This window comes from Streptomyces sp. NPDC003456 (assembly GCF_042878735.1).
GTDB lineage: Bacteria > Actinomycetota > Actinomycetes > Streptomycetales > Streptomycetaceae > Streptomyces.
Map to the genome: position 1 here is coordinate 373,103 of NZ_JBIAOK010000003.1, position 24,240 is coordinate 397,342.

The 24,240-nt window shown below is 73.1% G+C and carries 19 protein-coding genes; 8 read left to right on the plus strand and 11 right to left on the minus strand.

The genetic code is table 11. The features are described from left to right. Positions 1–19: 19 nt before the first annotated feature. On the minus strand, positions 20–532 hold the full coding sequence (locus ACFYWG_RS12690; RefSeq protein WP_376333728.1) for a MarR family winged helix-turn-helix transcriptional regulator: 513 nt from the start codon (positions 530–532) through the stop codon (positions 20–22). Between the two features lie 105 nt (positions 533–637). Between ACFYWG_RS12690 and ACFYWG_RS12695 the strand changes: the two genes are divergently transcribed. Beyond that, entirely contained in the window at positions 638–1,603 is a 966-nt protein-coding gene (locus ACFYWG_RS12695) for an EamA family transporter (protein ID WP_389201119.1), read from the plus strand. Positions 1,604–1,695: 92 nt separating this feature from the next. Here ACFYWG_RS12695 and pepN (ACFYWG_RS12700) read toward each other — a convergent pair whose 3' ends face one another. Continuing rightward, a complete protein-coding gene (gene pepN / locus ACFYWG_RS12700) occupies positions 1,696–4,278 on the minus strand; it encodes an aminopeptidase N (protein WP_385420089.1) in 2,583 nt (860 codons plus the stop codon). A gap of 196 nt (positions 4,279–4,474) precedes the next feature. Between pepN (ACFYWG_RS12700) and ACFYWG_RS12705 the strand changes: the two genes are divergently transcribed. Beyond that, a complete protein-coding gene (locus tag ACFYWG_RS12705) occupies positions 4,475–4,954 on the plus strand; it encodes a DUF1203 domain-containing protein (RefSeq protein WP_383511810.1) in 480 nt (159 codons plus the stop codon). Between the two features lie 81 nt (positions 4,955–5,035). Here ACFYWG_RS12705 and ACFYWG_RS12710 read toward each other — a convergent pair whose 3' ends face one another. Then, a complete protein-coding gene (locus ACFYWG_RS12710) occupies positions 5,036–6,055 on the minus strand; it encodes an aspartate-semialdehyde dehydrogenase (protein WP_376333736.1) in 1,020 nt (339 codons plus the stop codon). Positions 6,056–6,405: 350 nt separating this feature from the next. On the opposite strand from ACFYWG_RS12710, the gene ACFYWG_RS12715 reads away from it, so the two are divergent. After that, positions 6,406–6,990 (plus strand): RNA polymerase sigma factor, encoded by a 585-nt coding sequence (locus ACFYWG_RS12715; protein WP_383686079.1) that lies wholly within the window; start codon positions 6,406–6,408, stop codon positions 6,988–6,990. 1 nt (position 6,991) lies between these two features. After that, positions 6,992–7,783: a hypothetical protein gene (locus tag ACFYWG_RS12720; RefSeq protein ID WP_389201124.1), complete on the plus strand. Its 792-nt coding sequence runs from the start codon at positions 6,992–6,994 to the stop codon at positions 7,781–7,783. Between the two features lie 57 nt (positions 7,784–7,840). On the opposite strand, the gene ACFYWG_RS12725 is transcribed toward ACFYWG_RS12720, so the two are convergent. Next, on the minus strand, positions 7,841–11,152 hold the full coding sequence (locus tag ACFYWG_RS12725) for a S8 family serine peptidase (RefSeq protein WP_389201126.1): 3,312 nt from the start codon (positions 11,150–11,152) through the stop codon (positions 7,841–7,843). Between the two features lie 247 nt (positions 11,153–11,399). Between ACFYWG_RS12725 and ACFYWG_RS12730 the strand changes: the two genes are divergently transcribed. Beyond that, the gene (locus ACFYWG_RS12730; RefSeq protein WP_383511538.1) at positions 11,400–11,861 is read left to right on the plus strand and encodes an NUDIX hydrolase; all 462 of its coding nucleotides are present in this window, start codon (positions 11,400–11,402) and stop codon (positions 11,859–11,861) included. A 248-nt stretch (positions 11,862–12,109) separates the two neighbouring features. After that, positions 12,110–13,870: a TIGR03767 family metallophosphoesterase gene (locus ACFYWG_RS12735; RefSeq protein WP_385420100.1), complete on the plus strand. Its 1,761-nt coding sequence runs from the start codon at positions 12,110–12,112 to the stop codon at positions 13,868–13,870. A gap of 108 nt (positions 13,871–13,978) precedes the next feature. On the opposite strand, the gene ACFYWG_RS12740 is transcribed toward ACFYWG_RS12735, so the two are convergent. Both ACFYWG_RS12740 and pepN (ACFYWG_RS12745) read right to left on the minus strand, forming a co-directional pair. Next, a complete protein-coding gene (locus tag ACFYWG_RS12740; protein ID WP_376333744.1) occupies positions 13,979–15,019 on the minus strand; it encodes a hypothetical protein in 1,041 nt (346 codons plus the stop codon). Positions 15,020–15,215: 196 nt separating this feature from the next. Then, positions 15,216–17,792, minus strand: a complete 2,577-nt coding sequence (gene pepN / locus ACFYWG_RS12745; RefSeq protein WP_385420104.1) for an aminopeptidase N — start codon at positions 17,790–17,792, stop codon at positions 15,216–15,218. Positions 17,793–17,928: 136 nt separating this feature from the next. Here pepN (ACFYWG_RS12745) and ACFYWG_RS12750 point away from each other — a divergent pair, with 136 nt between their 5' ends. Then, positions 17,929–18,567 carry a DsbA family protein gene (locus ACFYWG_RS12750; RefSeq protein WP_376333748.1) on the plus strand — a complete coding sequence of 213 codons (639 nt, stop codon included), beginning with the start codon at positions 17,929–17,931 and terminating at the stop codon, positions 18,565–18,567. Between the two features lie 3 nt (positions 18,568–18,570). On the opposite strand, the gene ACFYWG_RS12755 is transcribed toward ACFYWG_RS12750, so the two are convergent. Next, positions 18,571–18,804 carry a hypothetical protein gene (locus ACFYWG_RS12755; RefSeq protein ID WP_383508648.1) on the minus strand — a complete coding sequence of 78 codons (234 nt, stop codon included), beginning with the start codon at positions 18,802–18,804 and terminating at the stop codon, positions 18,571–18,573. Positions 18,805–18,930: 126 nt separating this feature from the next. Next, the gene (locus ACFYWG_RS12760; RefSeq protein WP_389201132.1) at positions 18,931–19,962 is read right to left on the minus strand and encodes an NAD(P)-dependent oxidoreductase; all 1,032 of its coding nucleotides are present in this window, start codon (positions 19,960–19,962) and stop codon (positions 18,931–18,933) included. A 345-nt stretch (positions 19,963–20,307) separates the two neighbouring features. Between ACFYWG_RS12760 and ACFYWG_RS12765 the strand changes: the two genes are divergently transcribed. Next, positions 20,308–20,931: a histidine phosphatase family protein gene (locus tag ACFYWG_RS12765; RefSeq protein WP_383508643.1), complete on the plus strand. Its 624-nt coding sequence runs from the start codon at positions 20,308–20,310 to the stop codon at positions 20,929–20,931. A gap of 114 nt (positions 20,932–21,045) precedes the next feature. Here ACFYWG_RS12765 and ACFYWG_RS12770 read toward each other — a convergent pair whose 3' ends face one another. The 3 genes from ACFYWG_RS12770 to ACFYWG_RS12780 all read right to left on the minus strand — a co-directional run bounded on the left by ACFYWG_RS12770 (position 21,046) and on the right by ACFYWG_RS12780 (position 24,224). After that, entirely contained in the window at positions 21,046–21,693 is a 648-nt protein-coding gene (locus ACFYWG_RS12770; RefSeq protein WP_385420109.1) for a superoxide dismutase, read from the minus strand. 134 nt (positions 21,694–21,827) lie between these two features. Then, positions 21,828–23,210 (minus strand): amino acid permease, encoded by a 1,383-nt coding sequence (locus ACFYWG_RS12775; RefSeq protein WP_383508639.1) that lies wholly within the window; start codon positions 23,208–23,210, stop codon positions 21,828–21,830. Positions 23,211–23,330: 120 nt separating this feature from the next. Next, positions 23,331–24,224, minus strand: a complete 894-nt coding sequence (locus tag ACFYWG_RS12780; protein WP_389201135.1) for a TauD/TfdA dioxygenase family protein — start codon at positions 24,222–24,224, stop codon at positions 23,331–23,333. Positions 24,225–24,240 lie beyond the last annotated feature (16 nt).

The following is a 24,240-nucleotide window of genomic DNA, read 5'->3' on the forward strand; positions in this document are numbered from 1 at the left end:
CGGCGGCGCCCCGGCGCGTTCAGGGCCGCTCCGCTCCCGCGAGCAGCTCGCGCAGCAGCCCGGCCAGCAGGCCGGCCCGCTCGGCGTCGAGTGCGGACAGGGCCTCGGTCTGCACGGCCAGCCCCGCGCCGACCGCCTCGTCGACCAGGTCCAGGCCCTTGCCGGTGAGGGTCACGTGCAGCCCGCGCCGGTCGTGCGGATCGGGTGAGCGGCGCAGCAGCCCCGCCCGCTCCAGCTTGTCCAGGCGTCCCGTCATCCCGCCCGTGGTGAGCATCAGCGTCGCCGAGAGCTGCCGGGGGGAGAGCGTGTAGGGCTCGCCCGAGCGCCGCAGCGTCGCCAGCACGTCGAACTCCCCGCGCGAGATCCCGAAGGGCGCGTACGCCTTCGCCACCCGTTCGGCCATCGCCGCCGAGAGCCGGTTGATCCGGCCGAAGACCTCCATGGCGGCGGTGTCCAGGTCGGGCCGGACCCTCGCCCACTGGTCGACGATCGCGTCGACGGGGTCCTTGCGCTGCTCGGGGCGTTCGCTCATGGCACGAGTATCGAAGGGCTTTCGGTCACCCGCAAGAAAGTAGCTTGACGGAAAGTTGCTTAGCGCTAAGCTACTTACGGCTGACCTACTCCTGGGGGTGCCTCCATGGCCCTGTCCCGTCCGGCGCTCGTCGCCCTCACCGCACTCGCCCCCGTCTCCTGGGGCACGACCTACGCGGTCACCACCGAGTTCCTCCCGGCCGACCGCCCCCTGTTCACCGCCCTCGTGCGCGCCCTGCCCGCCGGACTGCTGCTGCTCGCCCTGGCCCGGGTGCTGCCGCGCGGCTCCTGGTGGTGGAAGGCGGCGGCACTCGGTGCGCTGAACATCGGCGCCTTCTTCCCGCTGCTGTTCCTGTCGGCCTACCGGCTGCCCGGCGGCCTCGCGGCGGTCGTGGGGTCGGCCGGGCCGCTGTTCGTGGCCGGGCTGTCGGCGCTGCTGCTCGGGCAGCGGCCGACGGCGCGGACCCTGCTGACCGGGGTCGTGGCGGCGTTCGGGGTGAGCCTGGTGGTGCTGCGGGCCGCCGGGGCGCTGGACGCGCTCGGGCTGCTGGCCGCCCTCGGGGGCACCGCCTCGATGTCGGCGGGCGTGGTGCTCATCCAGCGGTGGGGACGCCCCGAGGGCGCCGGGCCGCTCGCCCTCACCGCCTGGCAGCTGACCGCGGGAGGGCTGCTCATCGCGCCGCTCGCCTTCCTCGCCGAGGGGGCACCGCCGGCGCTGGACGGCCGGGCCGTGGGCGGCTACCTCTATCTCGCCCTGGCCGGCACGGCCGTCGCGTACTGGCTGTGGTTCCGCGGCATCGGCCGCCTCAGCGCCACCCAGGTCACCTTCCTCGGGCCGCTCTCCCCGCTGACCGCGGCCGTCACCGGCTGGGCGGCGCTCGGGCAGGCCCTGACGCCGGTGCAGCTCGTGGGCATGGCGCTGGCCCTCGGGGCGACGGTGGCGGGCCAGTTCGTCCCCCGCCGGCCGCTTCGCGGGACCTGGGCGCGCCGGGCGGGGGACGCGGGGAGGGGCCGGGCGGGGGACGAGGGGAGGGGCCGGGCGGACGTCACCGCGGCGGTGCCGCGGCGGTAGGCCGGCCGGAACGGTCCGGCGACGGTTCCGTAGGGGGACGCACGGGGGCGCCCGGCACAGGCCGGGCGCCCCCGCGTGTCCGGTGCCGCCGGTTACTGCCCGGCCGCCGCCGCGTCCGCCCGCTGGGCCCGCAGCGCGCGCTCCACGCCCGCGCGGGACTCCGAGACCAGACGGCGCAGGGCCGCGTTGGGCTCGGCGGAGGACAGCCACGCGTCCGTCCGGTCCAGGGTCTCCTGGGAGACCTGCACCGCCGGGTAGAGGCCGACCGCGATCTGCTGGGCCATCTCGTGGGAACGGGACGCCCAGATGTCCTTGACCACCTCGAAGTACCGCTCCGCGTACGGGGCGAGCAGCTCGCGCTGGTCGGTCTGGACGAAGCCGCCGATGACCGCCTCCTGCACCGCGTTGGGCAGCTTGTCGGAGTCGACGACCGACGCCCACGCCTCCGCCTTGGCCTCCGCGGTCGGCCGGGCCGCGCGGGCCGTGGCGGCGTGCCGCTCACCGGCGGCGGTGCGGTCGCGCTCGTACTCGGCCGCGATCTCCGCCTCGTCGAACCGGCCGACCGCCGCCAGCCGCTGCACGAACGCCCAGCGCAGCTCCGTGTCGACGACCAGGCCCTCCACGCTCTGCGAGCCGTCCAGCAGCGCCTCCAGCAGGTCCAGCTGCTCCGGCGTGCGGGCCGTCGCGGCGAAGGCACGCGCCCACGCCAGCTGGTGGTCGCCGCCGGGGGCCGCCGCACGCAGGTGGGCCAGCGTCGCGTCGGTCCAGCGGGCCAGCAGCGTCTCGCGGGCGGCGGGGTCGGCGTACAGGTCGATCGCCAGCTTCACCTGCCGGTGGAGCGACTGCACGACACCGATGTCGGACTCCTTGCCGATGCCGGACAGCACCAGGGACAGGTAGTCGCGGGCCGCGAGCTGGGCGTCGCGGGTCATGTCCCAGGCCGACGCCCAGCACAGGGCGCGCGGCAGGGAGGACTCGAAGTCGCCCAGGTGCTCGGTCACCTGGGCCAGGGACTCCTCGTCCAGGCGGACCTTGGCGTACGACAGGTCGTCGTCGTTGAGCAGCACCACGGCCGGGCGGCGCGTGCCCGACAGCTGCGGGACGGCGGTCAGCTCACCGTCGACGTCCAGCTCGATGCGCTCGGTGCGGACCAGCTTGCCGCTGCCGGCGTCCAGGTCGTACAGGCCCACGGCGATGCGGTGCGGGCGCAGCGTCGGCTCGCCCTGGGCGCCGGCGGGCAGGGCCGGGGCCTCCTGGCGGACGGCGAAGGAGGTGATGACGCCGTCGGCGTCCGTCTCGATCTCCGGGCGCAGGACGTTGATGCCGGCCGTCTCCAGCCACTTCTTCGACCAGGTCTTCAGGTCGCGGCCGGAGGTCTCCTCCAGCGCCCCCAGCAGGTCCGACAGGCGCGTGTTGCCGAAGGCGTGCGCCTTGAAGTACGCCTGCACGCCCCGGAAGAACTCGTCCTCGCCCACGTACGCGACCAGCTGCTTCAGCACGGAGGCGCCCTTGGCGTACGTGATGCCGTCGAAGTTGACCAGCACGTCGTCCAGGTCGCGGATGTCCGCCATGATCGGGTGCGTGGAGGGCAGCTGGTCCTGCCGGTACGCCCAGGTCTTCATGGAGTTCGCGAACGTCGTCCACGAGTGCGGCCAGCGCGAGCCGGGCGCGGCGGCCTGGCAGGCGATGGAGGTGTAGGTGGCGAACGACTCGTTCAGCCACAGGTCGTTCCACCACTCCATGGTCACGAGGTCGCCGAACCACATGTGGGCCAGCTCGTGCAGGATGGTCTCCGCGCGCGTCTCGTACGCCGCGTCCGTCACCTTCGAGCGGAACACGTACTGGTCGCGGATGGTCACCGCGCCCGCGTTCTCCATCGCGCCCGCGTTGAACTCCGGCACGAACAGCTGGTCGTACTTCTCGAACGGGTACGCGTAGTCGAACTTCTCCTGGAACCACGCGAAGCCCTGCCGGGTCACCTCGAAGATGGCGTCCGAGTCGAGGTACTCGGCGAGCGAGGGACGGCAGTAGATGCCGAGCGGGACGGACTGGCCGTCCTTCTCGTACACGCTGTGCACCGAGTGGTACGGGCCGGCGATCAGCGCGGTGATGTACGTCGAGATGCGCGGCGTCGGCTCGAAGACCCAGACGTTGTCCTGCGGCTCGGGCGTCGGCGAGTTCGAGACGACGGTCCAGCCCTCGGGGGCCTTCACGGTGAACTGGAAGGTCGCCTTGAGGTCCGGCTGCTCGAAGCTGGCGAACACCCGGCGGGCGTCCGGCACCTCGAACTGGGTGTAGAGGTAGGCCTGGTCGTCGACCGGGTCGACGAAGCGGTGCAGGCCCTCGCCGGTGTTGGTGTAGGCGCAGTCGGCGACGACCCGCAGGATGTTGCGGCCGTGCAGCAGCCCGGGCAGCGCGATCCGGGAGTCCGCGAAGACCTCGGCCGGGTCGAGGGAGTCACCGTTCAGGGTCACCTCGTGCACGGCGGGCGCCACCAGGTCGATGAACGACTCGGCGCCGTTCTCGGCGCTCACGTCGAAGCGCACCGTGGTCACGGACCGGTAGGTGCCCCCCTCCTGCGCGCCGGAGAGATCGAGCTCGATCTCGTACGACTCGACGGCGAGCAGCTGTGCCCGCTGCTGCGCCTCTTCGCGGGTCAGGTTTGTGCCAGGCACGCGGTCATCTCCTCGTTATGGGTGGGTTGCGTCATCTTTCCACGGCGGCTCGGCGCGGGGCGACGACCGGGGCGTCCGGTAGGGATACCCCTCGGCTCGGGGGGTGGCGGCGACCGGCTGCCGGGCGGGTGCCCGGGGTGCTGCCGCGTCCGGAATCCGCCGGTGATCCCGCCCCGCGCGCACGACCCTGGGGACCATGACGACGACGTACACTGCGCGCCCCATCGACCCGCGGGCCCTGGAGGAACTGCGCACCACCGACGACGCGGGCCGTCCCGCGGCCGGGTTCACCGACCCCGAGGGCGGCGCCCCGCTCCGCTGCTGCCTGCGGCGCAGCGCGCCCGGCGAGCGCATCGCCCTGGTCTCCTACGCGCCCCTGCGCCGCTGGGCCTGCGCCACCGGAGCGGACCCCGGGCCGTACGACGAACAGGGCCCGGTCTTCGTCCACGCCGAGCCCTGCGAGGGGTACCTCGGTGAAGCCCTGCCCTTCACGCACAGCCACCGCACGGTCCGCCGCTACTCCGCCGACGGGCGCATCCTCGGCGGGCGGCTGACCGGGGAGCCCGCGGACCTCGAGGCGGCCTTCGCCGAGGCCTTCGCGGACCCGGCCGTGGCGCTCGTGCACGTCCGGGCCGTGGAGTACGGCTGCTTCCTGTACGAGGTGCGCCGGCCCTGAGGGAGCGGGCCCCGGACAGCGCTCGGGGCGGCCACCCCCCGGCTGGAGGTGACCGCCCGCTGCGCGTGTGGCGCCGCCGCCCTACCGGGCGGACAGCTCCTGGGCCACCAGCTCCGCGATCTGCACGGCGTTCAGCGCCGCGCCCTTGCGGAGGTTGTCGTTGGAGACGAACAGGGCCAGGCCGTTGTCCACCGTCTCGTCGCGGCGGATGCGGCCGACGTACGAGGGGTCCTTGCCGGCGGCCTGGAGCGGGGTGGGGATGTCGGAGAGCTCCACGCCGGGGGCGTCCTTCAGCAGCTCCGTCGCGCGCTCGGCGCTGATCGGGCGGGCGAAGCGGGCGTTGATCTGCAGGGAGTGGCCGGAGAAGACCGGGACGCGCACGCAGGTGCCGGAGACCTTCAGCTCCGGGATCTCCAGGATCTTGCGCGACTCGTTGCGGAGCTTCTGCTCCTCGTCGGTCTCGTTCAGGCCGTCGTCGACGATCGAGCCGGCCAGCGGCAGCACGTTGAACGCGATGGGGCGCTTGTAGACGCCGGGCTCCGGGAAGTCGACCGCCTCACCGTCGTGGGTGAGCTTGTCGGCGTCGGCGACGACCTTCTGCACCTGCCCGTGCAGCTCGGCGACGCCCGCGAGACCGGAACCGGAGACCGCCTGGTAGGTGGCGACGACCAGGGCCTCCAGGCCCGCCTCCTCGTGCAGCGGACGCAGCACCGGCATGGCGGCCATCGTCGTGCAGTTCGGGTTGGCGATGATGCCCTTGGGGCGGTTCGCGATCGCGTGCGGGTTCACCTCGGAGACGACCAGCGGGACCTCGGGGTCCTTGCGCCAGGCGGAGGAGTTGTCGATCACGACGGCGCCCTGGGAGGCGACCTTCTCGGCCAGCGCCCGGGACGTGGCACCGCCCGCGGAGAACAGCACGATGTCCAGGCCGGTGTAGTCGGCGGCCGCCGCGTCCTCCACCGTCACGCCGTCCAGCTCCGTGCCCGCCGAACGGGCCGAGGCGAACAGGCGCAGCTCCGTGACCGGGAAGTTCCGCTCCGCGAGGATCCTGCGCATGACCGTGCCCACCTGTCCGGTGGCTCCGACGATTCCGACCCTCACGGCGAACTCCCTCTCCTGCGTCTCTTCACGTGCTCGTTGCTTGGCCGAGGCTTTTCCATCATGCGGCCGACCACGGCCCGCCTGTCCACTTCTTTCGCCGCACCTGTCCGAGGAGTGGGACGACCTGTGCCGCCCCACGGTTGCGGACCTGCGGTTCCGACCCCTCTGAGCTGCAGGAATTCATCCGCCGGGGGTCGTGCGCCGCAAGCTCGCCTGCCCATGCCGGTCTCGGCCACACGGAAGTGTGACGTATGCCTCCATCGGCCCGCCGGGACTCGCCGGGCGGACCGGTGAACGTTCCGGGCGGTTGCGGCGTCGTAGGGGAAACACGGTGAGGGGGGTGGCTTGTGCTGCTGCGCGGAAGGGCCCGGCGCGGCCGGGAGGCGCGGCCCGGGGAGGGACCGCCGGGCCGCGCCGGCGCGGTCGGCGGTGCCGGGCTGCCGGACGGCGCCGATCCGCTGGACCCGGCGCAGGAGCGCCGGGTGCGGGCGGTGCTCGCACTCGGGGGAGTGCCGCAGGCGGACCTGCCGGACGGGGTGCAGCAGGTCCGCCTGCGGCTGCTGGAGCGGGCCGCGAGCGGGCAGGAGGCGCCGCGGGACGTCTCCGCCTGGGCGGCGGTGGTCGCCTCCCACCTCGCCATGGACTGGCACCGGGCCAAGCGCCGCCAGGAGCGGCTCGGGGAGCGGCTGGCCGCCCTGCGGCAGCACGAGCACCCCTCCGGCGAGGACACCAGCGTGCTGTCCGTCGCCGTCGCCCAGGGCCTGGACGAGCTGCCCGACGCCCAGCGCCAGGTGGTCGTCCTGCGCTTCTACGCCGACCTGCCGGTCAGGTCCATCGCCGAGCAGCTCGGCGTCCCGGAGGGCACGGTCAAGAGCCGGCTGCACACGGCCGTACGGGCCCTGCGCGCCCGCCTGCACGAGGACGAGGTGGTGTGAGGTGCCCGCCGAACACGAGGAGAACCGGCCCGGCGAGCCCGTGCCGGACGGGACGACCCCGCCCGGCGACCAGGGTGCGCTCATGGCCGCGGTCGCCGGGGAGCCGCCGGACCGGGCCGCGCTCGCCGACGAGGCCTTCGCGGAGGCGTACCGGGCCGCGGCCGCCGACGTGGCGGTGCTGCGCGAGCAGCTGGGGCTCATCGGCACCGCCCTGGCCGGGCCCCCGCCCGGGGCCGCGCCGCACCCCCCGGCCACCGCCGTCACCCCGCTGCCCGCACGGCGCCCCCGGCCCTCGTCCCGGGGTCTCGCCCTGAGGGGCCTCGTCGCCGCCGCCGGGGCCGCGGTCGTCCTCGGCGGAGGCTGGCTGGTGGTGCACGGCGACGGCATCGGCGCCCAGGCCGACCGGGGCGCGAGTTCGGCCGCCGACGCCGCGGCCGGACAGGGCAAGAGCGCTGAGGACCACAAGACCGGCCTCGCCGGCTACCTGGCCTGCGCCCGGCTCGTCGCCGAGGGCACCGTCGCGGGGACCGAGGCGGTCCCCGGAACCGGGCGGGTCCGCGTCACGCTCGACGTGACGCGCCGGTGGAAGCCCGGCAAGGGCCGGGACCGGGTGGTCTTCCCCCTGGACGGCGACGCGCGGCCGCGACCGAGGGCGGGCGATCACGTCCTCGTCGGCATCCCGCAGGGGCAGGACGAGCCGGACCTGTGGACGACGGGGGAGGAGGAGATCGCCCGGGACCGGGCCCGGCTCACCGCCGCCCTCCCCGAGGCCCGCACCCTGCCCTGCCCCTGAACACGACGAAGGGGCGGGCGCCCGTCCGGACGCCCGCCCCTCACCGGTCCCGCAGGGTTACGGCAGGACCTTCTCGATCTTCACGCTGCCCAGGCCCGCGACGGTGCCGCGCGCGTTGACCAGCTGGACCTGACCGAAGAACTCGCGGCCCTCGGGAGCGGCCGCCGCGGCGGTGACGCTGCCGGAGACGGTCGCCGAGTCGCCCGTGCCGAGCTTCACCGGCGCCGAGCCGTCGACCGTGACGGTGCCGAGCGAGGCGGAGAAGAACACGTCCTGGTAGTCGTACTCCGTGGTGCCGGCCGGCACCGCGTAGCCGACGACCTCGACGGTGTAGGTGCCGGCGGCCGGGGACGGCACGGACACCGACTCCTCCGAGTCGCCGTCCGCGGAGCTGCCGACCTGCTTGCCGGCCGCGTCGTACACGGCGAGGTCCAGGTCGGCGGCGGTGTCCGAGACCCGGCCGATGGCCACGTCCAGGGACTTGGCGCCCGCGGGCACCTCGACCGTGGTGGTCTGCGTCTCGCCCTGCTTGATCGAGGGACGGGCCGTCTTCGCCGAGCCGAGCGGGCCGCCGACCAGCTTGCCGTCGAGCGCGGCGAAGCCGTTGGTCACCTTCCAGGAGGCGGTGGCCGGGGTGCCGACCTTCGCCTCGGGCACGGTCACGGTCTCCGGGTCGAAGGCCGCGCCGAGGACGGCGACGTCCAGCGTGTACGGGTTGTCCAGCAGCGGCGACGTCCGGCGCGACTCGACCTCGATCTCCCAGACACCCGGCTGCGGGTCGGCGTACGCACGCACGTCGGGGCGGCAGGTGTTGGCCTGGTTCGAGTAGTTCGGGTAGCAGTTGATCGTCGACGTCGGGTCGGACGGGACGCCGTAGGGGTGGATGGAGATGAACCGGGTCTGGCTCTTGTCCTTCAGCCCGCTCATCGCGACCTCGAGGGTCTTGGCGCCCTCGGGGACGGTGACGAAGTAGTGGTGCGAGCTGTTGCGCTGCACCGAGTCCTCGGCGGTGAAGGTGTGCTTCAGCGGCGCGGAGACCACGACGGTGCTGAGGACCTGCTTGTCGATGCCCTCGGTGCGCGGGTCGTCGACCTCGAGGATGGCGCTCTTGATGCCCGCGGACTTCGGCGCGGCCTGGACCTTGACGGTCACCGGCTGGTTCAGCGGCAGCCTCACCTCGTCGGAGCCGACGATGCGGAACGCGCCGCCCGCGTTGTTCTCGAGGTGCAGCTCGTGCCGGATCGCCCTGTCGGCGCCGGACGTACGGGTGATCGTGACCTCGTAGGTCTTCTTCTGGCCGGCCTTCAGGCCGCCCTCACGGTCGTACAGGCCCGTGCCGAAGCCCGGGGTCTTCAGGAACTGGTCGATCGCGGTGTCGACCGGCGCCTTGACCGTGTAGGCGTGCGCGGTGGCCTCGTCCCGGATGGCGTCCCAGGCGTCCGGGATGTTGATCAGGCCCGCGCCCTCCTCGTACGCCTGCACACCCTTGATGTGGTCGGCGGTGGAGGTGAGGGCCGTGCGCAGGGTCGCCGGGGTGAGGTCGATCTTCTTCTGCTTGGCGGCCGAGATCAGCAGCGCCGAGGCACCGGCGGCCTGCGGGGAGGCCATCGAGGTGCCCTGGAGCATGCCGTAGCCGGCCGGCAGGGAGTAGCCCGCCTCGGCGACCGGGGCGCCCGGCAGCCAGGTCTGGATGGTGTTGATCGCGGCACCCGGGGCGACCAGGGTCGGGGTGAAGCCGCCGTCCTCACGCGGGCCGCGCGAGGAGAACGGCATCATCGCGTACTTCTTCTCCACGACCGAGCCGTAGTTGGCGGCCCAGGTCTCCCGGGAGACGGACGCGCCGACCGAGATGACCTTCTCGGCCAGGGCCGGGTCGCCGATGGTGTTGGCACCGGGGCCGGAGTTGCCCGCGGAGATCACCAGCTGCACGCCGTACTCGTCGATGAGACGGGTGTACAGCTCGGCGCGCGCGTTGTTGCCGTCGTTCAGGGCCGGCAGGCCGCCGATGGACATGTTGACGATGTCGACACCGCGCTTGGTGACGAGGTCGATCATGCCCTCGGTCAGCGCCACGTTGGTGCAGCCGCCGGACCAGGTGCAGGCGCGGGAGGAGACCAGCTTGGCGCCGGGCGCGGCGCCGTCCATCCTCCCGCCGAACAGGCCGTTGGCGGCGGTGATGCCGGCGACGTGCGTGCCGTGCTCGGACTCGATGACGCCGATGTTGACGAAGTCGGACTTCTTGCCGACCCAGGAGCCGCCCAGCGGGTCCATCGGGACGTCCTTGCGGATCTCCACGACGAACGGCTGCCGCTCGGCGATGTCGGTCTTCGGGTCGTCGGTGCCGAAGTACCCGACCTGGTGGCCGTCCTTGTACGGCTTCATCGCGACGTCGTCGCCGAAGTCGTTGTTGTTGTTCAGGTCGACCCGGACCGTGCCCGTCGCCGCGTCGTAGAGCACGCCCCAGACGTCGGTGGTGTCGCCGTCGCGGTTGGCGTCGCCCGCCGCGTCGCCGCCGGTGGTGTACGACTCCTTGAACAGGCTGACCGCGTAGGAGCCGGCCGGGGCCTTCCAGGACTGGCCCTGGTAGGTGAAGGTCGGGCCGGACACGGCCGAGACCATCGGGCGCCAGGTGCTGTCGTTGTCGATGAGGGGGTCGGTCGCCGTCACCCAGTCGACGATCTTCCGCTCACCGGTGGTGGTCTTCTGCAGCGCCGGGTGGCCGAGGTCCACGCCGGAGTCGAGGATGCCGATGGTGACGCCGCGGCCGTCCGCCTTCGGGTGGTCCTCGACGAAGTCGACCGCGCCCGTCTCGAACGACGGGTTGTACGGGTTCTCGGCCGGGGTCCTGCGGCCCGGGGCGGGGTACGTGCCCTTGGCGGCCTCGGCGCCCTTGGCGGCGTCGCCGCTCGGCGTCGGGTCGTCGAGCGGGATCTCCTCGCGCAGGTCGATGCCGTGCACCGAGGAGAGCTTGGCCGCGGCCGCGATGGCCGCGTCCGCGCGGGAGGTCGGGACGGTGGCGCGGACGTAGCCCAGCTTGTCGTCGGCCCGGCCCACCGAGCCGCCCTTGACCGCGTCCAGCTGCCCGGCGACCTGCTCGGTCCTGCCGGGTGCGGTGGCGATCATCATGGTGACGGTCTTGTCGCCGTCGGCCTTGGCCTCCGCGAGCAGGTCCGCGTCGTTCGAACCGAGCTTGTCGGGCGCGGACTTGACGTCGGCGTCGGCCGGTGCCGAGGCGCTGGGTCCGTCGGCGGAGAAGGCCAGCGGAATCGGCCCGGCCGCGGTCAGCGCGGCGACGAGGCCGGCGGCCACGGCGATACGCGCCACGCGTCTCCGGCCCGGTATCGGGTCGTGCTGGGGGGTGGAGGTCATCGGCATCCCTTGAGGTAAAGGAACGAGCGGCAGCGTCCGGTGCGGATCGGCTCCGATCGGCACCGGTCGCTACGGTCCGGAACGGCAGGCCCGGACGATCGCACAGCTTTACGCAAGGGGATGTTCTTTGGGGAGGGTTGACCGAAACGAAATGGATGTATGGGGAAAACCCCCGATGCGTTTTGCGGGTATCGGTCCCGAAGACGGCCGAATCGGTTAACGTCCCGGAGTGCGACAGAAGTTGAGGGTGGCGGCCTACGCCATATGCGTCCGGGACGGACGGATCCTGCTCGCCCGCTCGCCCGCCCGGGACGGCACACCCGAGTGGGTCGTGCCCGGCGGCGGCATGGAACACGGCGAGGACCCCTACGACACCGTCCGTCGCGAGGTCGAGGAGGAGACCGGCTACCGCGTCGAGGTCACCGCCCTGCTCGGCGTCGACTCCTCCCACCGCGTCTTCCGCGAGGGCTTCGGCGGGCGCTCCCTGGACCACCACGCCGTCCGCTGCGTCTACGAGGCCCGGATCACCGGCGGCGAGCTGCGTCCCGAGGTCGACGGCTCCACCGACCTGGCCGCCTGGCACGACCTGGACGCCGTGCCGGGCCTGACGCGGGTGCGGATGGTCGACATCGCGCTGCGGATGTGGCGTGAACGCCCGGCGACCGGGCACCTGACGGCACAGCGCGGGGCACCTCTGCCCGAGGCCTGAACCGGCCCGCCCCGCACCCCGGTTACCCCGGCAGATGAACGCCGGGTGACCGCCTCCGGGCCGCTCCCGGAGCGGTCGCCGACACCCCGGGTGGTCCAAGATCCACGTTCGGTGATCGGCGCTGCCCGTTGCGGCCGCGTTCACACACAGGTCATTCCCGGTGCCAACGATCCGGTACGAGCGGGGTGTTCACGTCACGAGCACCCCGCGACCACTGCCGACGCGTTCGCACCCGGGGAGACAAGCGCATGGCGCGCACACGCTCAGACGCCGGCTCCGGCCAGGGCATCCACCGTCGTTCCGTCCTCGCCGCCACCGGGGCGGTCGCCCTCTCCGCGGGCGCCGGACTCGCCCTGCGGACCGGCGAGAGCCCGGCCGCCGCGGCAGGGGAGGGCGCACCGGCCGCCGCGGCCGCCTCCTCCCGGCAGGCACCCGCGGCCCCCCTCGCCCCCTACACCCGCGGCACGACCCTGGCGAGCGTCGCCGCCCCCCGGGGCACCTCCGGCTACCGGCGCCTGGGCGACGGGCCCGGCTGGCGGCGCGTGGTGCGCTCCGAACTGGCCGCGCCCAAGGCCGGCCGCGCCGGGCGCCGCACCGCGCTCGCGGCGTTCGTGCAACTCACCGACCTGCACATCATCGACGCGCAGCACCCGCTGCGCCTGGAGTACCTGCGGGCGGCCGACGTGCACGCCTGGCGGCCGCAGGAGGCACTCACCGTGCAGGGCGCGATCGCGCTCGTGGAGCGGATCAACGCGCTGCGCGGCGCCCCCGTCACCGGCGCCCCGCTGCACTTCGCCATGACCACGGGCGACAACACCGACAACAACTCCAGGTCCGAGCTGGAGTGGTTCCTGAAGGTCATGAGCGGCGGGCGCATCACGCCCAACACCGGTGACCCGCGCCGCTACGAGGGCGTCCAGAACAGCGGCCTCAAGCAGTACTGGCAGCCGGACGCCGCGCTGCGCGACCTCGACAAGCTGGCCGGCTTCCCCCGGCTCGACGGCTTCCTCGAGGCCGCGATCCGCGAGGTGCGCAGCCCCGGCCTCAACCTCCCCTGGTACTCCACCGTCGGCAACCACGACTTCCTGCCCATGGGCTGCTACGGCTCGCACGGCGATCCCTACCTCACCGACCTGGCCGTGGGCGGCAGGAAGCTGATGGACGCACCGGCCACGGAGGCCAAGAGACTGCGGAAACTGATCAAGAAGGCCGGGGACCCGCAGGGCGTGCTCTACCGCGAGTTCCTCAAGTCCCACGCCCGGTCCATGCGCTCGGTCACCCCGGACGAGCGACGTGCCCCCTTCACGCCCGCCGAGTACCTCGAGGCGCACCTCGACCCCGCCCACCGCGGCGTCGGCCCGGCCGGCCACGGCTACACCCGGGCCAACCTCGACGCGGGCACCCAGTACTACGCCTTCCGCATCTCCGACGACGTCATCGGCATCAGCCTGGACACCACCGACCCGGGCGGCCACTACGAGGGCTCCATCGGCTCGGCCCAGATGAGGTGGCTCGACCGGACCCTGCGGGAGAACAAGGACTCCTACGCGGTGGTCTTCAGCCACCACACGAGCAGGACGATGACCAACACCCGCCCCGACCCGGCCCGCCCCGGGGAGCGGCGGCGCGACGGCCAGGCCGTCCTGGCCCTGCTCGGCAGCCACCGCAACGTGCTGGCCTGGGTCAACGGCCACGTCCACAAGAACGTCGTCACTGCGCACTCCGCGCCCGGCGGCCGCTCCTTCTGGGAGATCTCCACCGCCTCCCACGTCGACTACCCGCAGCTCGCCCGGATCGTCGAACTGGCCGACAACAAGGACGGCACGATCTCCCTGTTCACCACGCTGGTGGAGTCCGCCGCCCCGCACCGCACGGACTTCTCCGACCTCTCCCAGACCGGACTGGCCGCCCTGTACCGCGAGTTGTCGCTCAACGCCCCCGGTGCGCACACGACCCTCGGCGGCGCCCCCGAGGACCGCAACACCGAGCTCGTCCTCAAGAAGGGCTGACCCCGCACCCGGTCCGGGAGCAAGTACCCCTGCCGACACCAGGAGGGGGCCACCGGTGCGGCACCGGTGGCCCCCTCCTCTCCCCTCCTGGGCGAACCCGGATCCTCCCTATCGGGGCAGCACCAGGACGTACGCGGCCGGGTCGCGGTCGGCCGCGGCCATCAGGGCGGTGCGCACGACCGTCGCCTGCTGCTCGGGGCAGTCGCGCAGCTTCCTCGGCGTGACGTGGACGACCGTGATGCCGAGGCGTTCCAGGTGCTCGCGCTTGCGGGCGTACTCCGACCACAGGGCGTCGTCGTCCTGGCGGGGCGCACGGGTGTCGAGTTCGACCGCCACCGCGTGCTCGGGCCAGTAGGCGTCCAGGCCGCCGAGGTAGGGCCCGCCGGGCAGGCGCAGGTCGACGTTCCACACCGGGTCGGGCAGGCCGTACTGGGCGACCATGCGGTACAGGCGGTCCTCCGCGCGGGCCCGGCCCTCGGCGAGCAGCGCGTCCACCGCGTCCACCACGTGCGGACGGTTCAGCAGCCGTGCCTCGGTCAGCTCGCGGACCACGGACGCGGCGTCGCAGTGGCCGGCGCGCACCGCCTCCGTCAGCAGCCCGCGCACCACCTCGGCGTCGGCGAGCCCGGCCACCGCGTCGGCCAGGGCGCGCGGGACGGGGGCCACCGGCAGGCCCGTCACCCGGTCCGGGTCGGGCAGGACCGGCGTGCGGACGATGCGGGCGCACCCCGCCGAACGCAGCCGCCGCATGCGGGGGACCAGGACGTCGAAGGCGTCCAGGGACGGCAGCGGGGGAGTGGAGGCGAAGCCGTGCAGGGTCAGCGCGGCCAGGCCGGTGATCATCACCTCGGGGTAGGCGGCGGTGTGCGCCTGGGCCGCCCCCGGCTGGGCCGGGACACCGGTCCCGCGCTCCCGTGCCGCGTACATGAGCACCGCGTGCAGCCGCTCCTCGCTGGTCGGCGGGCCCGGGTGGAGCAGCACCACGCCGGGAAGGAGCTGCTGCCAGGGGCCGCCGGGCCGGCACTGCTCGCTGGTCTCGGCCGGGGAGACGCCGTGCGAACGGAGCTGGACCGCCGTCATCACCCGGGGGCGGCCGAGGCCGGACAGCTCGTGCAGGGGGCGGGGGGAGAGGGGGGTGTTGTGCGTCATGCCCCGCAATTTCCCGCGCCCGGGGCTGCTTTGAACCGCTGTTACAGGTCCGTCGACAAACACGGACAACACCGCACTAAAGGACGGATGTTCGGGTGCCGAAAACCCCTGGTCCGCTCACGTGCGGACCAGGGGTTACGGCGTGCGGGGCACGCATCTCGTAACGAAGCGAGAACACCCCGATCTCAGGCCAAAGCTACTGGTCAGCGGCCTCGTCGCACGCCTGGCCGCGCAGCGCCCGGGCCAGGTCGTCCCGCGACTCCAGCACCAGCCGGCGCAGCGCCGGGGCGGCCTCCTTGTGGGAGTCCAGCCAGGCGTCCGTGGCGTCCAGGGTCGCGCGGGACTGCTGCAGCGAGGGGAACAGGCCCTGCACCACGTGCATCGCGATCTGGATCGACCGCTCGTCCCACACCCGCTCGATGGCGGCGAAGTACTTCTGCGCGTACGGGGCGATCAGCTCGCGCTGCGTGTCCTGCGCGAAGCCCGCGATGGTCGCCTCGACCATCGCGTTGGACAGCGCGTCCGACTCCACGACCTGCGCCCACGCCTGCGCCTTGACCGCCTCGGACGGGCGGGCGGCCAGGCAGCGGACCTGGTGCCGCTTGCCGGACGCCGTGTCGTCCCGGGCCAGCTCCCGCGTCAGCGTCGCCTCGTCGACGGCTCCCCGCGCGGCCAGCGGCTCCAGGAACGCCCACCGCAGCTCCTGGTCCACGTCCAGGCCCTCGACGGTGCTCGTGCCCGCCAGCAGCTCGCCCAGCAGCGCGAAGTCCGCCTCGGCCGCGGCCGTCCGGGCGAAGAACCGGGCCCAGGCCAGCTGGTGCTCGCTGCCGGCCGGCGCCGCGTACAGCTCGCGCCGCGCGCCCTCGGCGAGCAGCCGGGCCGTGGCCTCGCGGCGGGCGGGCGCCGAGTAGTGCGTGACCGCCGACTCGGCCCAGGCGTGCAGCATCTGCAGCACGCCGATCCCGGACTCGCGCCCCGCGAACCGCAGCACCAGGTCCACGAAGTCCCGCGCGGGCAGCAGCGCGTCGCGCGTCATGCCCCACAGCGCCGACCAGCACAGGGCGCGGGCGAGCGGGTCGGTGACCGCGCCCAGGTGCTCGCGCAGGGTCGCCAGCGACGTCGCGTCGAAGCGGGTCTTGCAGTAGGTCAGGTCGTCGTCGTTGACCAGCACCAGGTCCGGCGCGTCGGCCCCCGCCAGGTCCGCCACGACCGTCCGGGCGCCCTCGACGTCGGTCTCCACCCGCGCATAGCGCTCCAGCGCGCCGTCCGTCACCCGGTACAGCCCCACCGCGATCCGGTGCGGGCGCAGCTCCGGGTGCGACTCGGCCGCCTCCTGCAGCACGGCCAGCTCCTCGACGCGGCCGTCCGCGCCCAGCAGCACCTGCGGCGTCAGCGCGTTCACCCCGGCCGTCTGCAGCCAGGACCGCGCCCAGGCGCTCATGTCCCGGCCGCTGGTCTCCTCCAGCGCCGACAGCAGGTCGCCCAGGCGCGTGTTGCCGTACGCGTGCCGCTTGAAGTAGCGCCGGGCGCCCTCCAGGAACGCCTCCTCGCCGACGTACGCCACGAGCTGCTTCAGCACGGAGGCGCCCTTGGCGTACGTGATGCCGTCGAAGTTCAGCTTGGCGTCCTGCAGGTCGCGGATGTCCGCGGTGACGGGGTGCGTGGAGGGCAGCTGGTCGGCCCGGTACGCCCACGCCTTGCGCCGGTTGGCGAAGGTGATCCAGCCGTCCTGGAAGCGGGTCGCCCCGACCAGCGAGAACGTGCCCATGAAGTCCGCGAAGGACTCCTTCAGCCACAGGTCGTCCCACCACTCCATGGTGACCAGGTCACCGAACCACATGTGCGCCATCTCGTGCAGCACCACGGTGGCGCGGCCCTCGTAGGACGCCTGCGTCACCTTCCCGCGGAAGATGAACTCCTCCCGGAACGTCACCATCCCCGGGTTCTCCATCGCGCCCAGGTTGTACTCCGGCACGAAGGCCTGGTCGTACTTGCCGAACGGGTACGGGTAGTCGAAGTGGTCGTGGAAGAAGTCCAGGCCCTGCTTGGTGACCAGGAAGACGTCCTCGGCGTCGAAGTGCGGCGCGAGACCCTTGCGGCACAGGGCGCCGAGCGGGATCTCCAGCGTCGTGCCGTCGGCGAACGTGCGCGCGTAGGAGTCCGTCACGTAGTGGTACGGGCCGGCGACCACGCAGGTGATGTACGTCGAGATCGGCTTCGTCTCCGCGAACCGCCACACCCCGTCGGCCTGTTCGCCGGCGCCGTTGCTCCACACCGTCCAGCCCTCGGGCGCGCGCACCTCGAAGCGGTAGGGGGCCTTGAGGTCCGGCTGCTCGAAGTTGGCGAAGACCCGGCGCGCGTCGGCCGGCTCGTACTGCGTGTACAGGTACACCTCGCCGTCCTCCGGGTCGACGAAGCGGTGCAGGCCCTCGCCGGTGCGGGAGTAGGCGCACCGGGCGTCGACCACCAGCTCGTTGTCCGCGGCCAGGTCCTCCAGGAGGATCCGGGAGCCGTCGAAGACCTCCCCCGGGTCCAGATCCCGGCCGTTGAGCGAGACGGCCGTCACGCTCGGCGCGATCAGGTCGGCGAAGCTGCTCGCCCCCGGCTCGTTGCAGCGGAAGCGGATCACGGTCACGGAACGGAAGGTGCGGGGCCCGTCTCCCGTGACCTCGCCGACCGCGGACCGCACGTCGAGGGACACCTCGTACCCGTCGACCCTCAGCAGGGCGGCCCGCTCGCGGGCCTCGTCGCGGGACAGATTCTCACCGGGCACGGGCGGCACTCCTCAGGTGTCGTGGGGTACGGCTGAACAGCACCGATCCTGCCATGTGCCCCTGACCGCGGGCAGCCGGGAATGGCGCCGGGCGCAGCGGCGTTCCCGGAGAAACGGTTTCCTGCTGAGGAGAGACATGTCGGACAAGACGCCCGTCGACTTCTGGTTCGATCCGCTGTGCCCCTGGGCGTGGATGACCTCCCGCTGGGTGCTGGAGGTGGAGAAGGTCAGGGACATCGAGGTCCGCTGGCACGTCATGAGCCTCGCCGTCCTCAACGAGGACAAGCTGGACGAGCTGCCCGAGGAATACCGCGACATGCTGGAGAACAAGGCGTGGGGCCCCGTCCGGGTCGTCATCGCGGCGCAGCAGGAGCACGGTCCCGAGGTCCTGGGCGACTTCTACACCGCCCTCGGCACGCGCATCCACAACCAGGGCGCGGGCCCCGGCAAGGAGACCGTCGCGGCGGCCCTGAAGGACGCGGGCCTGCCCGAGTCCCTCCTGGAGCACTGGGACTCCACCCCGTACGAGGCCGAGCTGCGCGCCTCCCACAAGGAGGGCATCGACAAGGTCGGCCAGGACGTCGGCACGCCCGTCATCGCGGTGCCCGGTGCCGACGGCGAGCAGATCGCCTTCTTCGGCCCGGTCGTCACGCCCGCGCCCAAGGGCGAGGAGGCCGCCCGCCTCTGGGACGGCACCCTCGCCGTGGCCTCGGTCCCCGGCTTCTACGAGATCAAGCGCAGCCGCACCAAGGGCCCGGACTTCTCCAACCTCTGAGGTTCACTGCCCGGCCGCGGGCTCCTCGCCGAACCGTTCGGGGAGGAGCCCGCGCCCGGCCTTGTGGAACTGCGGGTAGTAGGTCCGGCAGCCGCGGGCCGTGCAGCGCCACAGGTTGTCCACATAGGAGCGGGCGTCCTTCCTCTCGGCCCGGACCGCCTCTCTCTCCTCCCGGTTGAGCGCCCGGAACACCTGCATCCCGCCGCAGTCCGGGCAGTCCAGCACGCGCGTCCCCATCAGCTCCTCCTCGCCGCCGCCGCCAGGTCCGGGAAGTCGGCCGCGACCGCGTCGACCTCCGTCCGGTAGTACAGCGCGTCCCGCGCGGGCGCGTCCCCGAAATCGCCCGGTCCGGTACGCCTCCGCTCAGGTCAGGCAGTGCGCGAGGGGCTCGCCGCGCACCCAGCGGCCCACCTCCTCGGCGGCGAGGCGCGCCGCCTTCTCCGCTGCCGCCCGCGAGACGCCGCCCACCCGGGGCGTGAGCACGACGCGTTCGGGGAAGCCGAGCAGCCGCGAACCGGCCGGCAGCGGTGCTCGTTCACAGGTGTCCAGAGCGGCTGCCGCGACCTGTCCGCCCGCCAGCGCGTCGCACAGCGCGTCCTCGTCCAGCAGCGGGCCGCGGGCCACGTTCACGACCACCGCGCCGTGAGGGAGCAGCGCCAGCTCCCGGGCGCCGATCAGGCCGCGGGTCCGCGGGGTGAGCCGGGCGTGCAGGGTGATCACCCGGGAGCGGCGCAGCAGGTCGTCCAGGGAGGTCACGCGCAGGCCGTGGATCTCGCCGTGCACGTACGGGTCGTGGACCATCACCCGCGCCCCGAACGCGCACAGCACCCGCGCCACCCGGCTGCCCACGGCCCCGTACCCGACGAGGCCCACCGCCAGGTCCTCCAGCTCCAGCCCGCCGCGCTCGTACGTGCGGTACGCCGCGTCCTCCCAGCCGGCCCGCCGCACCAGCTCTTCGTGGGCCTGGGGGATGCGGCGCAGGGCGGCCAGCATCATGCCGACGGTGAACTCGGCGGTGGCGGCGGCATCGTGGCCGGGCGTGTGACACACCCGCACGTCACGGGCCTTGGCCGCGTCCAGGTCGACGTCGACCGGCCCGCCCCGGCAGACCACCACCAGCCGCAGGTCCGGGCAGGCCGCGAGCACCTTCCCGGTGACCGGACCCACCTGGGTGACCAGGACCTGCGCCCCGGCCAGCGCCTCGATCACCGCCTCCTCGGCGTCGCAGGCGTCCGGCGCCCCGGCGGCCGGCCCGGTCGGCTGCGGCGGCGGGGCGAGCCGCAGTTCCGTCACCTCGGCCCGCTCCACCTCGTGCCGCACCGCCTGTGTGATCAGCGCGGGCAGGACGAGAGGGTCACCGGCGGCCACGACACGTACGTCGTTGTCGGATGTCATCGCGGTGCGGCTCCTGTCTCGGCGTCGAGGACATGGGTGTGCCGTTGCGCTCGCCCGGGCCGCCCCCCCGCGCCGCGCGGACCGCGTCCGGGGCGACAGGGCGGCGTGTGCCGTGTGGGGGGGGGCGGTTCACACGGCGGGGCGACTCGTCAACCGAGGGTGGAGCGGCAGAGGTGGGCCGTCAATGCCTCGCGCACCCCGAAGTGCGCTGCCACAGTGGGACGTTCACGGCAGCGGCTGCGGCGGCGCGGGAGCGCACGGAGGGCTGGACGAGGGAGCGGGCCGGCCGTCCGGCCCGGTCGCCGCCCGTGCGCGCGACCGCCCGAGCCGGGATACTCCCGACCCATGACGACGACCCTCTTGCTGGCCCGCCACGGGCAGACGGTCTGGCACGCCGAGAACCGCTACGCGGGCGTCAGCGACATCGACCTCACCGACACCGGCCGCGCCCAGGCAGAGGCCCTGGGGCGCTGGGCCGCCGCCCGTCCCGTCGACGCCGTGTGGACGTCCCCGCTGCTGCGGGCCGTCGCCACCGCCGAGCCGGCCTGCCGCGCGCTCGGCCTCGTCCCGCAGCGTGAACCCGGCCTGCGCGAGTGCGACTTCGGCGTCGTCGAGGGCCGCACGCTCGCCGAGTTCGAGACGGAGGACCCGGAGTGGGCGGCGGCCTATCGGACCGACCCGGTGGCCCACTCCTTCCCCGGCGCGGAGGATCCGCGGGCGGCCGCCGCCCGCGGGGTGCGCGCCCTGCGGGAGATCGCGGCCGGCCACCCCGGCGGCCGGGTGCTGGTCGTCGCCCACAACACGCTGCTGCGCCTGGTGCTGTGCACCCTGCTGTCGATCCCCCTGCCCGAGTACCGCCGTATGCTCCCGCGGCTGCGCAACGCCGCGGTCAGCGAACTGCGCGTGCGGCCCGACGGGACGGCCGGGCTGATGTCCCTCAACGTGCCGTGCGAGGAGGACGCGGCGTAGCGGGCCGGGCACGGGAAACCCCCGCGAGTCACGTCCTCGCGGGGGCTTCCTCCATACCGCCTGCCGTGCGTGAAGGGTGAGAAGACGATCACGAGGCAGGACGCCGGGCGGCTCTCAGGGAGCCTGGAGCAGGACGTCCGCGCGGGCCTTGGCCGCCTCGTGGCGCCGGGCCACGTCCTGCCAGTTCACCACCTGCCACATGGCCTCGACGAAGTCGACCTTCTGGTTGCGGTACTGCAGGTAGAAGGCGTGCTCCCAGGCGTCGAAGACCAGGATCGGGATCGAGCCCTGGCCGACGTTGCCCTGGTGGTCGTAGACCTGCTCGACGATCAGCCGGCCGCTGAGCGGCTCGTGGGCGAGCACGCCCCAGCCGGAACCCTGCGTCGTCGCCGACGCCTTGGACATCTGGGCCTTGAAGCGGGCGAAGGAGCCGAAGGACTCGGTGAGGGCGTCGGCGAGTGCGCCCACGCCGTCCTGCGCCAGCGGCTCGCCGCCGCCGTCCTTCGGGCCGGTCATGTTCTGCCAGTAGATGCTGTGCAGGATGTGCCCGGACAGGTGGAAGGCCAGGTTCTTCTCCAGCCCGTTGATCGAGCCCCAGGTCTCCTTGTCGCGGGCCTCGGCGAGCTGCTCCAGCGCGTCGTTGGCGCCTTTCACGTAGGCCGCGTGGTGCTTGTCGTGGTGCAGCTCGACGATCTCGGGGCTGATCACCGGAGCGAGGGCCGAGTAGTCGTACGGGAGCTCGGGCAGCGTGTACACGGGCATGGGCGGGGATCCCCTCCGGACCTGTTATTGCAACCAGCTTGCAACTGCACGCTAGCAGCAACAGGGTGGATGCGTGGGCGAGGGCATGCGAAAAGGCCCCCGCGGTGTCGCGGGGGCCTCTTCGTACGGAACTCCTACTGCTTGGCGCGGGCGCGCTGCCAGGCGTAGCCGACGGCCGCCAGGACGAGGATCATGGCGCCCGTCGAGTACAGCTGGACCCGGGTGTCCGGCTCGCGGGCCATCAGGAGGAACACGCCGGCCATCCCGGCCAGGGCCACCCAGGTCAGCCACGGGAACGCCCACATCCGCACGGCCAGCCGCTCCGGCGCCTCCCGCTCCAGCCGGCGGCGCAGCCGCAGCTGCGAGACGGCGATGAGGATCCACACCACCAGGATCACCGCGCCGATCATGTTCAGCAGCCAGGCGAAGACGTCGTCGGGCCGCCAGTAGCTCAGCAGCACGCACAGGAACCCGAACACCGACGACGCCAGCACCGCGACCCGCGGCACCCCGCCCGAGACCCGGCCCAGCACCTTCGGGCCCTGGCCGCGCTCCACCAGCGAGTAGGCGATGCGCGAGGCGCCGTAGACGTTGGCGTTCATCGCGGACAGCAGTGCCACCAGCACGACCACGTTCATCAGCTGGCCGGCGCCGGGGATGCCCAGCTCGTCGAGGGCGGCCACGTACGGGCCCTTCTCGACGACCTCTTCGGAGTCCCAGGGCACCAGGGTGACGATGACCGCCATGGAGCCGATGTAGAACAGCGCGATGCGCCACATCGCGGTGCGGACGGCGCGCGCCACGCCCTGGACGGGGTTCTCCGACTCGGCCGCCGCGATGGTGACCGTCTCCAGGCCGCCGTAGGCGAAGACCGAGGCGAGCAGGCCGATGACCAGGCCCTCGCTGCCGTTGGGCAGGAAGTCGGTGAGGTTGCTCGCGCCGGGCGAGTCGGTGCCGGGCAGGACGCCGAGGACCGCCAGGACGCCGAGCACCAGGAACAGGCTGATCGCGGCGACCTTCAGCGCCGCGAACCAGAACTCGAACTCGCCGAAGTTCTTCACGGCCGCCAGGTTCGTGCCGCAGAAGACGACCATGAACAGCGCCACCCACGCCCACTCCGGGGTGCCCGGCAGCCAGCCGCTGACGATCTTCGCGGCGCCGATGCCCTCCAGGCCGACCGCCGTGCACAGCAGCACCCAGAACGACCAGCCGGCGGTGAACCCGGCCCAGGGTCCGATGGCCCGCTCGGCGTGCGCCGAGAACGAGCCCGAGGAGGGGTACGCGGCCGACATCTCGCCCAGCATCCGCATCACCAGCATCACGAGGAGGCCGGACAGGGCGTAGGCGACCACGATCGACGGTCCGGCGGCGGCGATGCCGGCACCGGAGCCGACGAACAGACCGGCGCCGATCACACCGCCGAGGGCGATCATCGACAGGTGGCGCTGCTTCAGGCCGTGGGAGAGGGAGGCGCCGTCCGTGCCGGTCGGCGTCTCCTGGGTGGTGCTGCTGGGCATGGGCGCGGCTCGTCCAATGCGTGAGGGGCGTACGGGGGCAAAACGCCGCCAGTCTGGGATGCCTCCCCGCCCGCGCGGAGAGGCATCCCACCATGTGGACGTGCCGGTCGCTCTGCGTGCCTAGGCGGCGAGCGGGCTGTAGTGCGAGGCGTCGCCCTCGATGGCGTAGCTCTCCTTGCCCTCCACGCCCACCGGGACCTCCCCGGCGACCGTGACGCGGTGCAGCCGGCGCGGCAGCCCGTCGTAGTTGTCGACGGCGTAGTGCTGGGTGATGCGGTTGTCGAACAGCACGAGCTGGTTCGGCGACCAGCGGTGGCGCAGCACGTTCTCCGGCCGGGTCACATAGGCCTGCAGCAGGTCCAGGACCTTGCGGGACTCGCCCGCCGACAGGCCCACGATCCGCTGGGCGAAGCCCCCGATGAACAGGCCGCGCTCGCCCGTCAGGGGGTGGACCCGGACGACGGGGTGGACCGTGCGGTACGTGATCGAGGTGAACTCCGCGCGCCGGGCCGCCTGCTCCTCGTCGACGTCCTCCCCCGGCACGGCGTAGTCGTAGTCGTTCGTGTGCTCCGCCCACAGCGTGTCCGCCAGGCGCCGCAGCGAGTCGGGCAGGTCGCGGTAGGCGGCGGCCGAACTGGCGATGAGCGTCTCGCCGCCGTAGGGCGGGACGGTGACACTGCGCAGGCTGGTGGCCTGCGGCGGGTTGAGGACGAAGGTCACGTCGGTGTGCCAGTGGTTGGCGGCCCGGCCGCCCTCGCTGTCGACGGGCAGCACGTTCGGGGCGCCGTCGACGGCGGCCACCGTCGGATGGGCGGTGGTGATGTCGCCGAAGTGCCGCACGAACGCCTGCTGGCCGGCGTCGTCCAGGCCCTCGGCGTCGAGGACGAGCGCCTTGTGCGCGTTGAGTGCCTCGCGCAGGGCGGTGGTCGTCGCCTCGTCGAGGGGGCGGGTGAGGTCGACGCCCTCGACGCGGGCGCCGATACGCGCGGTGATCTTGTGGATCTCGATGCTCATGGCGGTTTCCTTCCGG

Bases quoted from the DNA above. Each gene is read 5' to 3' on its own strand.
- ACFYWG_RS12690 (WP_376333728.1), bottom strand. From the start codon at position 532: ATGAGCGAACGCCCCGAGCAGCGCAAGGACCCCGTCGACGCGATCGTC.
- ACFYWG_RS12695 (WP_389201119.1), top strand. From the start codon at position 638: ATGGCCCTGTCCCGTCCGGCGCTCGTCGCCCTCACCGCACTCGCCCCC.
- ACFYWG_RS12705 (WP_383511810.1), top strand. From the start codon at position 4,475: ATGACGACGACGTACACTGCGCGCCCCATCGACCCGCGGGCCCTGGAG.
- ACFYWG_RS12725 (WP_389201126.1), bottom strand. From the start codon at position 11,152: ATGACCTCCACCCCCCAGCACGACCCGATACCGGGCCGGAGACGCGTG.
- ACFYWG_RS12735 (WP_385420100.1), top strand. From the start codon at position 12,110: ATGGCGCGCACACGCTCAGACGCCGGCTCCGGCCAGGGCATCCACCGT.
- ACFYWG_RS12740 (WP_376333744.1), bottom strand. From the start codon at position 15,019: ATGACGCACAACACCCCCCTCTCCCCCCGCCCCCTGCACGAGCTGTCC.
- ACFYWG_RS12750 (WP_376333748.1), top strand. From the start codon at position 17,929: ATGTCGGACAAGACGCCCGTCGACTTCTGGTTCGATCCGCTGTGCCCC.
- ACFYWG_RS12755 (WP_383508648.1), bottom strand. From the start codon at position 18,804: ATGGGGACGCGCGTGCTGGACTGCCCGGACTGCGGCGGGATGCAGGTG.
- ACFYWG_RS12760 (WP_389201132.1), bottom strand. From the start codon at position 19,962: ATGACATCCGACAACGACGTACGTGTCGTGGCCGCCGGTGACCCTCTC.
- ACFYWG_RS12765 (WP_383508643.1), top strand. From the start codon at position 20,308: ATGACGACGACCCTCTTGCTGGCCCGCCACGGGCAGACGGTCTGGCAC.
- ACFYWG_RS12770 (WP_385420109.1), bottom strand. From the start codon at position 21,693: ATGCCCGTGTACACGCTGCCCGAGCTCCCGTACGACTACTCGGCCCTC.
- ACFYWG_RS12775 (WP_383508639.1), bottom strand. From the start codon at position 23,210: ATGCCCAGCAGCACCACCCAGGAGACGCCGACCGGCACGGACGGCGCC.
- ACFYWG_RS12780 (WP_389201135.1), bottom strand. From the start codon at position 24,224: ATGAGCATCGAGATCCACAAGATCACCGCGCGTATCGGCGCCCGCGTC.